Origin of the sequence: Endozoicomonas ascidiicola (assembly GCF_001646945.1) — a bacterium.
GTDB lineage: Bacteria > Pseudomonadota > Gammaproteobacteria > Pseudomonadales > Endozoicomonadaceae > Endozoicomonas > Endozoicomonas ascidiicola.
The window spans coordinates 76,834-87,035 of sequence record NZ_LUTV01000009.1 but is presented as its reverse complement, the minus strand read 5'-3'; the positions used below and the strand labels follow the sequence as shown (position 1 = coordinate 87,035).

Sequence of the window (10,202 nt, the reverse complement as noted above, 5' to 3'; positions counted from 1 at the left end):
GACCTCCATGGTGATCACTTCACTATCTGAAAGCTTTGGTGGATAACCGCGGCTTCTCAGAGGTAATGGAACGAGTTCTTTGATTAAATCGTCGATCAGGCAGAAGACAGTAGTGATAAACTGTTCAACGGGCATGGCTGGTTTCCTCCTTTGTATCCACTGTTTTTAATAGCAGAAAAGTAGGTCAGTCATGCCTTTTTCAGGTCAGTTTAAAAGTCGAACATCGCGTAGATTTACTAATCTTGATGCCCTGATTGCGAATTTTCTAGGGTCTCAAAAACTCATACTAGAATGCGACAGCACCCCCATGAAGAGTTAATAAAAAAACCTGTTTAGCGACACACTCAAAAACCCGGTGTTTGCTGACTTATTGGACAGCCTCTCTGCAGCGTTGCATTTTCGGTCACATAGCTACTACGGCTCCCCGAACTGCGCCTCCCATAGCAATGACAGTGGATAGGGACTTAATCTCTACCCTAAGAGCACAGGCTAAAGCAGAGTGAATGGAGTGCATCTCCATTTTACCCGCACATTTTACCCGCACATTTGTGAGGTTCAGGTAATATTGTTAGCGCTGCTAACAGAAATTGTCAGTCCAATGGAACCAAATGAACGTTAGAATGACCAATAACTCACCGTTTCTACAATAAAGTCAATAGCTCCGTTTTGGGTCACAAAGGCTCTACGAGGAAGGCACTATGTCAAACCAGGTCAATGTATCTTTAAGTGCTCAAGTAGCCGCATCTTTTTCTTGGAATATCAATGTAGACAGGTTTGTACCAATAAGGCTTTTCTGTACTGCAACTGCTTTTTTTGCCGGTGTTTTAGGCCTGTATAAAGTAGAGATAGCTGAAGCCAACGGCTACCTTAGACAACATGGAAATACGACTACACTGGCAGGGCAATTCTTATTCAAAACACTGCACAGCAGGCAAATCACCACAGCACCAGTTGCGCCAGTGGTCCATCAACCCAACCACCAGGTTAACAAGCCACAGGACGGCGCTGTTTCTACAAATAGTGGAAATGCACCAGAAACACGAAAAAGGCCATTGAATCACGACCCAGCTATCGAGCTTGAACAACGGAAACCAGAAAGAATAGAGCATCCCACTATTACTGCGGACAGCGCCCGGCAGGACAAAAAATCATTACCAACTTCAGCTCCTATAAACGCTCCACAGCCAGATAAACCAACTCAACCTGACAGTGGTGCCCGAAAAGATTTGCCTCAGAAAATCAAAAAAAATGCAGTGTTCCCTACAACCATCAGGCCGCTACCTGCAGTTCACGATTTAAGGCATAAAATAGCTGAGCTTTTAGACGGCATTGATACTGAAATCGATAACATAACGATTCCAGACTACCTTGAGAACCACGATAAACTGCGTGAATCAGTAAAGAGCAGGTTTGCCCTTTACAGAACGCAACTGCAAAACTACATCAACCCAACAGCGAAACAACTCCATGATGACTTGACCCTATTGCAAACCATGCAGAAAACCATGTCCGCAGCTCTCAGATCACCTAATACCCTTACTGAAGAACTGCCCTTCAAGGGTATTGTCAACCCCGGTTTACAATGCTCTTATATTTCTCAAATTCAGTGTCAGATTCACAATCAATTTTTCGTATTTTATGTAATGGCCTTTGGTTTGCTTAGACAACAATCACTCACATTGAAGAACCCGGATAGCCCTGCCAAAGAAGAGCTGGATAAAGCAAATCGATGGTATAAGTTTTACCAACAACACCTTTCAAGTGATACAACAACTCCCACATCACTGCCCTACCCCAACGTAAAAGGTAAGGAATTGGATAATTCATTTCCTCAATCGCTTTTTAATATCCCGGTTGAGCTCAGTGCTAACCCGTATGGTGTGTACTATGATGAAGCATTCCAAAAACTGAAAGCACCCGGTGCGGATATTGCCTTCACCGTTGATAAAGTGAATCCTTCTCCAGTTGGTGGGCACCACTGGGCACTGGTTCGAAGAAAGGATGGTTCCATCACTGAGTTAAATGATCGCATTGTTCAAGATAACCGCTTTAAAAACCTGGACAAGCTAATAGCCGACTTCAAAACATATCAAGCCAAGGGAGGCTATCATCCAACCCTTCACTGCTACAGCTCTTTTGCAATGATTGATCAGGAAAGAAAAAATAAGGCAAAAGCGAATGCAGCTTTGATGGCGAAGGCCTGATCATAAGACATTTATGATCAGGCTATTTCGAACTGTTTTACCGACGAACCCCTTCAATGTGCAGCTCAATATCCACATGAGTAGACGCTGGACCAAGGTTATAATCAATACCGTAATCAGCCAGTTTCAATGTAGTTGTACCGGCAAAGCCTGCACGATAGCCACCCCACGGATCACTGCCTTCACCAATAACGCTCACCGGAAAACTGATATCTTTGGTGACGCCGTGCAACGTGAATTGCCCTGAGATAATACCTCCACTTTCGCCAGTGGCTTCAAAGCCGGTGCTCTTGAAGGTGGATTTAGGGAACTTGGAGACATTCAGGAAGTCGGAACCTTTCAGGTGCTTGTCACGCTCCGCATGGTTAGAGTCGATACTGGCCGTATCAATCTCAACAAAGACAGACGATTTTTCCGGCGCGCTGGCATCGTATTCAAACTGACCATCAAACGTGTTAAAGCGACCCAGCAACCAGCTATAGCCTAAATGTTTGATCTTGAATTGCACAAAAGCGTGAGCGCCACGGGTATCAATATTATAGGTGGCAGCCTGAGCCAGAGTTGCAGAGGCCATTAATCCCAGAGCCAGCATTATTTTTTTCATTGTGTTTCCTTTTTATTTCCGTTGTTTTTCTTTAATCGGTTTTAAACATCCGCATCAACGTACGGTCTTTATCAATCACATGATGTTTAATGGCAGCGGCGGCGTGTAAGCCCACCAGCACCATCAAACTCAATGCAAGCCACCAGTGAATCATGCCCGCAATATCTTCCTGATTGTCCATCATCAAACTGGCAGGCACTTCGAACACACCGAAGACATCAATAGAACGTCCATCGGCTGTCGATATCAAATAGCCGCTGACAAACAGCGACAGCATGAACAGGTACAATGCACCGTGAACCAGGTGCGCCACTTTATGTTCCCAGAGCTTATTACCCAGCGGTTTCGGCGTTGGGTTCAGCAGTTTCCAGACCAATCTCGCCACCCAAACTATCGCCAGCAGGATGCCAATGCCCTTATGAAGATCAAGAGAACCTTTGTACCAGGCATCGTAATAGGTGAGTTCCACCATATATAAGCCCAGTCCGAAAAGGCCAAAAATGGTCAGCCCCATCAACCAGTGAAAGGCGATACTGATCCAACCATAGCCTTCTGTATTATTTTTAAACTGTGCCATCACTGTCACCAGAGTGCATTAATGACACTACAATACCGCTAGTCAGTTGTGTAAGAAATAGCTTTATCTCAACAACAAATGTGCAAAAATGCACAGATAAAAATGTGTTTGGATCACGCAATGAAAAACCTGAACTGGGATGACATCCGTATTGCACTGGCAGTAGCCGACACTGGTAGCCTAAGTGCGGCAGGCCTGCAACTGGAAATGACTCACTCAACCGTGATGCGCCGGGTCAAACAGCTGGAAAATCAGCTCGGGCAACGTTTGTTTATTCGCCACCAGCGCGGTTATCGCCTGACCGAAGTCGGGCATCAATTATTGGAAAAGGGAAAGTCGGTTGCAGCAGAGATGCAACTGTTGCAATCCAGCCTGACCATGATGGGAGATTCGCCTTCAGGAACGCTGCGCATTTCTACCGTCTCTGATTTCTCACAATTTTTGGTGCCACTGGTTGCTGAGTTTCAACAACAATATCCAAACATTCAGATTGAGGTAGTCGCCACCGACGAGATCCTTACCCTTAATCGTGGCGATATTCATGCTGCTCTAAGAGTGGGATCCTCATTAACGGAACCGGACCTTATTGCCAAACCATTGACGCAGGTCTCCCTCAGTTACTACGCATCAGGCAGCTACGCTGAACGTTTTGGCCTGCCGCAAACGATGGAAGAGGTAACGCGACATCGCTGGGTTCTGCCGGCTGGAGGAAAACGACACATTCCCGGTATTAAAGCGCTGTATGATCGTTTGGAACCGGAGCACATTGTTTTCAAAAGTAACAGCTTCAGCGATATTTATTATGCTGTGTTGCACGGAATGGGCATTGGCCCTTTTGAATCACTGAATCGGCTGAACCAGACTCAGGGATCTGTTCATCGTGTGGACTTTGGGCTGGAGCTGGAAGCTTCCCCCATGTGGCTGGTGTATCACAAGGATTTAAAAGACAGCATTCGCATCAAAGCGTTTCAGGATTTCCTGATGAAAGCTGTACCCGGGCTGATCAAATAAAGTTGCCAGCCAGCCAATAGTAGCCAATCCGGCACTTCAGAGGGTGTCGCAAAACTCCAGAAACCTCGTTCCCATGCTCCGCGTGGGAATGCATACCTCTTAATTTTCAGAGAGATAGATGTATGGGTTCCCACGCAATACCCAAAGGGCATAAAAGCATGGGAACCAGGGCTTTTGCGACAAATTCTTCATACACCAGCGCATTTATTGATCCACAACAGAGCGATAAAAATATCGCTGATATCTTTCAGTGACCATTAACCGGATAAACAGCGAGAGTAAGCCAACAAACACAATCGAAAATACAATGCGCCCCCAGAATACTACTGTGAAGTCCGCACCGGTCAGGAGAATCAACATCGTATCTTCGATCAGGCTGTGCAGAAGATTCAGCAGCATGATTGAGCAGAAAATGTCTCTGGGTTGTATATGCCCCTTTCGAGCCTCCTCAATCAGCAGGCCGCCACCGTAAGAAAGCCCCAGGGTTACGCCCACCATGGTCAAATTGGTTGCTTCACGACTAATGCCGAGTACCTTCAGGAAAGGGCTCAGCAACATGGCCATTAATGCTTCAATGCCCAACAACTTGAGTATTCGCAACATCAGCAACAACGCCGTAATCGTCACATAAATCATGCCCAGGTTTTTAAGTTGGGCGATAGCCCAACCAGACAAACTGGGATCAGCAACACCTGCCGCCTGTTGAAGTACTGAGAATGCCGGTTCCTGTGAGGCACCGGTGACCTGATAAAACTGAAACAACAGGAAACCAAAAACAAAACTCCCTGCGATTCTGACCAGCAGGGTTGACCAGAGAGAAACTCCGGCCTGTCGAGCAATGGCGCCTTCAATGGGCAGGGAGTGTGCAATCAACATCATGCTGCCAAGAATAGAGACTTCAGCAACACTCAACTCCATATTCAAATTCACCAGAACCAGCAAGCCACTGAAAATATTGACCAGCAATGTGGTTGCCCAGACGATCCCAAGCTCACTGGGCAAACCCACTGCAGACATTAATGGCTCAAGTAACTGGCTTAAATAAGTAATCCCGCCCAGTTCCTCCGTTAGTTTTATCACCAACAGTGTGGGAATCATGACTCGAAAAAGTGTCCAGCTTACACGAGCACTGTCCTGCAACAGACGGTAAATGGGTTCAATCAATTTTTGGATGTCCATATTTTAGCACTCAAGATTTTCTACTTATTGTACTGAAGCCCAAAAACCTAAAATTCAATAATCCATCATAATAAGTATCAATATTTCTTATTTTCTAATCTTTAAGAAATTTTTCTCGTTTTTTACGCCTGTATTTTTAATAATGCAAAATCACACACTGGGCAGATCCCCCCATGAAACTCGACCGTATCGATAGAAACATTCTTACTTTGCTACAGGAAAACAACCGGATACCGAATATTGAGCTGGCAGAAGAAGTCGGGCTATCGCCACCGGCTTGCCTGAAGCGCGTCAAACAACTGAGAGACAGTGGCGTTATCAGTCAGGATGTGTCACTGGTTAACCCTGAGCTGTCAGACAATAAGATGACCATGCTGGTGTCGGTAGAAATGGAGAGGGATCGAAAGGATATCTACAAACAGTTTCAGGCAGCCATCCGAAATGCATCGGAAGTGACTCAATGTTATCAGACGACCGGCAACTATGATTTTATTCTGATCGTGTGCGTCAGAGACATTCTGGCCTTTGAGCACTTTATAGACCGCGTGCTTCGATCAAACTCGAATATCCGAAAATTTCAAAGCTCCCTGTCAATTCGGCGCATTAAATATTCCACCGCCATCAACATAGAACCCTGTGAAACGTAAACCTTATTGATTGGTCAGCTTAAGTAGTTGTGCAAATGGAATCGAATATTTCTGGGTGAGTGGACAGTTACTATGCAAGGCATAACGCCGGGAGCATAGCCGTTGCTATGTGACCAGAGTTGTAACGCTGCAGAGTGGCAGGCCACTTGCTCAGAAAATATGATTTCATTTGGTCAACTACTTATGCCGCGTAACAAAAAATCCAAGGCCTATACCCACACCAAACAACAATAAACCAAGCCATAGTGTGATGGGTAACTCTGACGTAACATTTTTTCGAACTTCCAGATAGGCCTCATTAATATTGGACTGATGATTCATTAGCAACAGTGTCCAACGATAAATGCCTGCTTCCTCAATAGACAGAGTTCCAAGGGTATGGGTTCGGTTACGTTCTTTCGAAAACTCGTTGACTGGAATATTCTTTTTGTCTCTGCGAGTGGTCATTGTTTTCTTGGAAGCGATAACTACCTGCCCCAAAGAGTTTTTCATCTCATACGCATAACTATAAAAGCGGGCAGCTTCTGTTTTGGTGCGACTTTGAAAGCGAGTATGGAATATAACTTTGATCGGATTCATATCTGGGCTTAAATCCACCTGCCCCTGATCACGCCCCACACTCTGCACCGGTAACTCATAAACCGTCTCACCGGATTGAATATAAACAGAACCGCTATAAATGATACAGCCAAGCCCTGCAACCATCATTAATGTAGTCATCCATTTCATGGTGTTTACATTCCCTGTAATGTGGTTTCTTTCAGACTAACAAAGCAAGACTGCATACGTCACGTATAAAATGTCACCCCATACCGGGACGTTGTCGCAAAACCCCAAATATCTCGTTCCCATGCTTTGCGTGGGAATGCATACTCTCGAATTTTCAAAGAGTTAGAAGTTTGGGTTCCCACGCAAAGCATGGGAACCAAGGCTTTTGCGACAACCTCACAGGTCGTTAAAACGGCGCAGGATAGGCTTTGAACACCTGATTCACTTCCTCCATCAAATCTGCCGACGGTTTCAGGTAATAGGCATCAATATTCTCTTTCAATTGATCCAGACTGGTCGCACCAATAATAGTTGAGGTCACGCCTTCTGTTTGATAAACCCAATACAGTGCCAGCTGTGCCAACGTTATGTGATGACGCTCGGCAATCTGCAAATAGTGTTCGATGGCTTCATGGGTTTGCGACTGATCCCGGAACAAACCGTTTCTCTGGGAGAGAGACCATCGCGCACCTTCCGGCTTTTGTCCATTCCGGTATTTACCGGATAAAACACCACCCGCCAGTGGCGACCAGGGCAAATAAGCCAGTCCTTCCAACACGCAGGACTCTAGCACATAAGGGGAATCTTTAGCATGAATGAGATTGAATTCATTCTGAACCGACACGGGGCGAGGTAACTGATGTTTCTCACTGAGTCGGACATACTCCCCGATTCCCCAGGGCGTGTCATTGGAAAGACCGAAGTGCTTAATTTTTCCTTCATCGATACACGTTTGCAGGCTGTTGAGAATATCCAGCATCTCTTCTTCCTGGCGTGCACGGTCCACCGTTGTGTGGGGCACCATACCGGGCCAGTGTTTACCAAAATGCGGCGATGTCCGGTTTGGCCAGTGCAATTGGTAAACGTCAATACATTCAAGATTCAAGCGTTGCAGCGAACCTTCCAACGCGGTTTTGAGGTCGGCTCCACTGATGGGGCGACCTTCTCGAATCCAGGGTAACCCGGCTCCGACCATTTTACTGGCAATCACTAATCCGTCACGCTTCTGCGGATTCGCCTTGAGCCATTTGCCAATATACCGCTCAGTATCGCCACTCAGCTCCGGTTGGGGGGGCACCGGATACATCTCGGCAGTATCAATAAAGTTAATGCCCTGATCCAGAGCAAAATCGATCTGTTCAAAGGCATTATCTAACGAATTTTGCTTGCCCCAGGTCATGGACCCAAGACAGACTTCAGACACCTCAAGATCACTGGTTCCCAGCCGGACTTTTTTCACAGCACACTTCCTGTTCACAATGGATTTTCTAATAGATAAACACAGCGCCAAGAATAATCAAACCGCAGGTTGCTTTTTTGCTGCAAAAAAAGTGTGTTAAGTTGAAACTATAAAAGTCGGTAACGGAACGCCGACAATTTGAGTATCACCCGCCTGGCAAACGAGTGATGACAATCAGGGAATGATAAGAGGAATCTCTGTCGTGTATATTCTACGCCTGAACACTGCCGGACAGCCCGTTGAGTGGCTCACCTGGCAGGAAGCCGTCTGTCTTTATTCAAGAGAGCTCGTCCATTGGAGCCTGGGCGACATCATATATCGCATTCACGGCGGTTATAACCGCTTACTGGGCGATCGCACCGTGGTTGAACTGCCCAGCATTATTGCCTGCGGGGGCAAACGCTTATTTCCCTCCCGTAACAACCCTGCTCTCAGTAACTACTCCCTGTTTGAAAGAGACAACTATCAATGCCTCTACTGCGGGCACTATTATAAACGCCGGGAGCTGACGCGGGATCACATTATTCCCAAGTCAAAAGGCGGTGTAGACAATTGGATGAATGTAGTGGCCGCCTGCCGACGCTGTAATCAGCACAAAGGTGATCATCTGCTTGAGCATATCAACTTATCGTTGATCGCCCTGCCCTACCGGCCGAATGCGGCAGAGTATCTGGCATTGATTAACAGCAATCGAATCCTGCCGGAGCAAGAGGATTACCTGAGCAGCCAATTTTCCAGGAATTGCCGCTGGAAGAGTCGCAACCGCGAGTCCGGTACCGGTCTGGGCAGTTAGCTATTTAAACGAAACTGCCAGAACTCTACCAGCGGGGTCAAGCTGTACTTCACACAGTGAAGTTTAGTTGCAGGTCTTTTAATAAACGCGATCTATCTTACTTTGCGCCTCCAGAGCACCGATTACCATGCCTTGCAGTTTCTGCTCAGGAAATAATTCCATCATGGCGTTTTTATTATTGGTCGAAATATATGTTGCCAATCGTTCAAAGTGTTGTGCTTTAGCGTTATGTTTCTTAGCGTGTTCAATATGCTCTCGTGCGGCCATTCTATGCTCCACAAAATCCACTTCTGTTGCAACTTGGTGAACGACCTTATGCGCGCGATTCTGATTTGGGTTGTGTTTCCAAACATTTTCAAAAAGTTCCTCCCTGCTTAGATCTGCCTTCAGTTTTTCATATTCTGCCCGTTGAACAGAATTATTGGCAGATAACTTTGCCCGAGAGACTAGTTTATTATAAAAAGCCTCCAAAAAATTATTTATCTGATGGTTAGATTGACCATACGTAAATGCATACAAAGCCACTTTATAGGCTGCGGCTTTATTCTTTTCCTGACAGAGTGATGATACTGCCTGTAAATTTACATCCGCGCTAATATTCCACAAATTTGCCTTAAAACTCTCTGTATACGCACGTCTAAAATCAGAAAGAATCTGTTGTTTAACCCGCTGCTTCAGTTGATTTGCGCAGGTCTGAAATGCCGACATATCCCTGGTGAATAGACGCACAAAGAAATCCTTTACGGCTGTCACTGCGCGTTTCGCTAACGAATAGTTTTTTATTGCTTCATTGCACACCGTGACTTTCAGCTTTTTATTGACGCCACTTTCAATGGTTACCTGATAGCTTCTTCCTCTGCCATCAAATCTGTAGGATTTAGGTGAAGCGGAGCTATTGAAGTAATCCCCTAGTTGCTTTGACTTTAGGGGGTTGGCTGAGTCGGCCACCGTGTCTTTTACAAAACCAGACCATGATTGAATTTGCCTGAATTCGTATCATAAATGCATAACCTCTGTAACCACAGGGTTGCTACAGAGCCACCTTTGAATTCAATCAGAACTCAGGTGTACTCTGTAAAGCTACTAAACACTACAGAGGATGCCACGGATGGCCTTTAAGCACCTGAGCTCTGAAGAGAGACATTATATCGAAATTGAACTGAAAAATGGGACTTCTCA

General features: G+C 45.8%; 10 protein-coding genes. 4 read left to right on the top strand and 6 right to left on the bottom strand.

The window, feature by feature from the left end; all coding sequences use genetic code 11:
* Nucleotides 1-698 precede the first annotated feature (698 nt).
* Nucleotides 699-2,204, top strand: a complete 1,506-nt coding sequence (locus AKL11_RS21830) for a hypothetical protein (RefSeq protein WP_067521976.1) — start codon at nucleotides 699-701, stop codon at nucleotides 2,202-2,204.
* Between the two features lie 37 nt (nucleotides 2,205-2,241).
* Here AKL11_RS21830 and AKL11_RS21825 read toward each other — a convergent pair whose 3' ends face one another.
* Both AKL11_RS21825 and AKL11_RS21820 read right to left on the bottom strand, forming a co-directional pair.
* Complete coding sequence (locus AKL11_RS21825; protein WP_067521974.1) at nucleotides 2,242-2,808, bottom strand: YceI family protein; 567 nt, start codon at nucleotides 2,806-2,808, stop codon at nucleotides 2,242-2,244.
* Between the two features lie 31 nt (nucleotides 2,809-2,839).
* Nucleotides 2,840-3,385 (bottom strand): cytochrome b, encoded by a 546-nt coding sequence (locus AKL11_RS21820; protein ID WP_067521972.1) that lies wholly within the window; start codon nucleotides 3,383-3,385, stop codon nucleotides 2,840-2,842.
* 120 nt (nucleotides 3,386-3,505) lie between these two features.
* On the opposite strand from AKL11_RS21820, the gene AKL11_RS21815 reads away from it, so the two are divergent.
* Nucleotides 3,506-4,396, top strand: coding sequence for a LysR family transcriptional regulator (locus AKL11_RS21815; RefSeq protein ID WP_067522134.1), 891 nt, complete (start codon nucleotides 3,506-3,508; stop codon nucleotides 4,394-4,396).
* A 204-nt stretch (nucleotides 4,397-4,600) separates the two neighbouring features.
* Here AKL11_RS21815 and AKL11_RS21810 read toward each other — a convergent pair whose 3' ends face one another.
* The gene (locus AKL11_RS21810; protein ID WP_095210614.1) at nucleotides 4,601-5,575 is read right to left on the bottom strand and encodes a hypothetical protein; all 975 of its coding nucleotides are present in this window, start codon (nucleotides 5,573-5,575) and stop codon (nucleotides 4,601-4,603) included.
* A 173-nt stretch (nucleotides 5,576-5,748) separates the two neighbouring features.
* Between AKL11_RS21810 and AKL11_RS21805 the strand changes: the two genes are divergently transcribed.
* Nucleotides 5,749-6,222 (top strand): Lrp/AsnC family transcriptional regulator, encoded by a 474-nt coding sequence (locus AKL11_RS21805; protein WP_067521970.1) that lies wholly within the window; start codon nucleotides 5,749-5,751, stop codon nucleotides 6,220-6,222.
* A 177-nt stretch (nucleotides 6,223-6,399) separates the two neighbouring features.
* Here AKL11_RS21805 and AKL11_RS21800 read toward each other — a convergent pair whose 3' ends face one another.
* Nucleotides 6,400-6,951, bottom strand: coding sequence for a hypothetical protein (locus AKL11_RS21800; RefSeq protein ID WP_157673715.1), 552 nt, complete (start codon nucleotides 6,949-6,951; stop codon nucleotides 6,400-6,402).
* Nucleotides 6,952-7,177: 226 nt separating this feature from the next.
* Complete coding sequence (locus AKL11_RS21795) at nucleotides 7,178-8,230, bottom strand: aldo/keto reductase (RefSeq protein WP_067521966.1); 1,053 nt, start codon at nucleotides 8,228-8,230, stop codon at nucleotides 7,178-7,180.
* Between the two features lie 202 nt (nucleotides 8,231-8,432).
* Here AKL11_RS21795 and AKL11_RS21790 point away from each other — a divergent pair, with 202 nt between their 5' ends.
* Nucleotides 8,433-9,023 (top strand): HNH endonuclease, encoded by a 591-nt coding sequence (locus AKL11_RS21790; protein ID WP_245673470.1) that lies wholly within the window; start codon nucleotides 8,433-8,435, stop codon nucleotides 9,021-9,023.
* A gap of 78 nt (nucleotides 9,024-9,101) precedes the next feature.
* Here the strand turns inward: AKL11_RS21790 and AKL11_RS21785 are convergent, their stop codons facing one another.
* The gene (locus tag AKL11_RS21785) at nucleotides 9,102-9,971 is read right to left on the bottom strand and encodes a hypothetical protein (protein WP_067521962.1); all 870 of its coding nucleotides are present in this window, start codon (nucleotides 9,969-9,971) and stop codon (nucleotides 9,102-9,104) included.
* Nucleotides 9,972-10,202 lie beyond the last annotated feature (231 nt).

What these genes read in the sequence shown, in the direction of transcription:
- AKL11_RS21830 (WP_067521976.1), top strand. Translation starts at nt 699, where the DNA reads ATGTCAAACCAGGTCAATGTATCTTTAAGTGCTCAAGTAGCCGCATCT.
- AKL11_RS21825 (WP_067521974.1), bottom strand. Translation starts at nt 2,808, where the DNA reads ATGAAAAAAATAATGCTGGCTCTGGGATTAATGGCCTCTGCAACTCTG.
- AKL11_RS21820 (WP_067521972.1), bottom strand. Translation starts at nt 3,385, where the DNA reads ATGGCACAGTTTAAAAATAATACAGAAGGCTATGGTTGGATCAGTATC.
- AKL11_RS21815 (WP_067522134.1), top strand. Translation starts at nt 3,506, where the DNA reads ATGAAAAACCTGAACTGGGATGACATCCGTATTGCACTGGCAGTAGCC.
- AKL11_RS21810 (WP_095210614.1), bottom strand. Translation starts at nt 5,575, where the DNA reads ATGGACATCCAAAAATTGATTGAACCCATTTACCGTCTGTTGCAGGAC.
- AKL11_RS21805 (WP_067521970.1), top strand. Translation starts at nt 5,749, where the DNA reads ATGAAACTCGACCGTATCGATAGAAACATTCTTACTTTGCTACAGGAA.
- AKL11_RS21800 (WP_157673715.1), bottom strand. Translation starts at nt 6,951, where the DNA reads ATGAAATGGATGACTACATTAATGATGGTTGCAGGGCTTGGCTGTATC.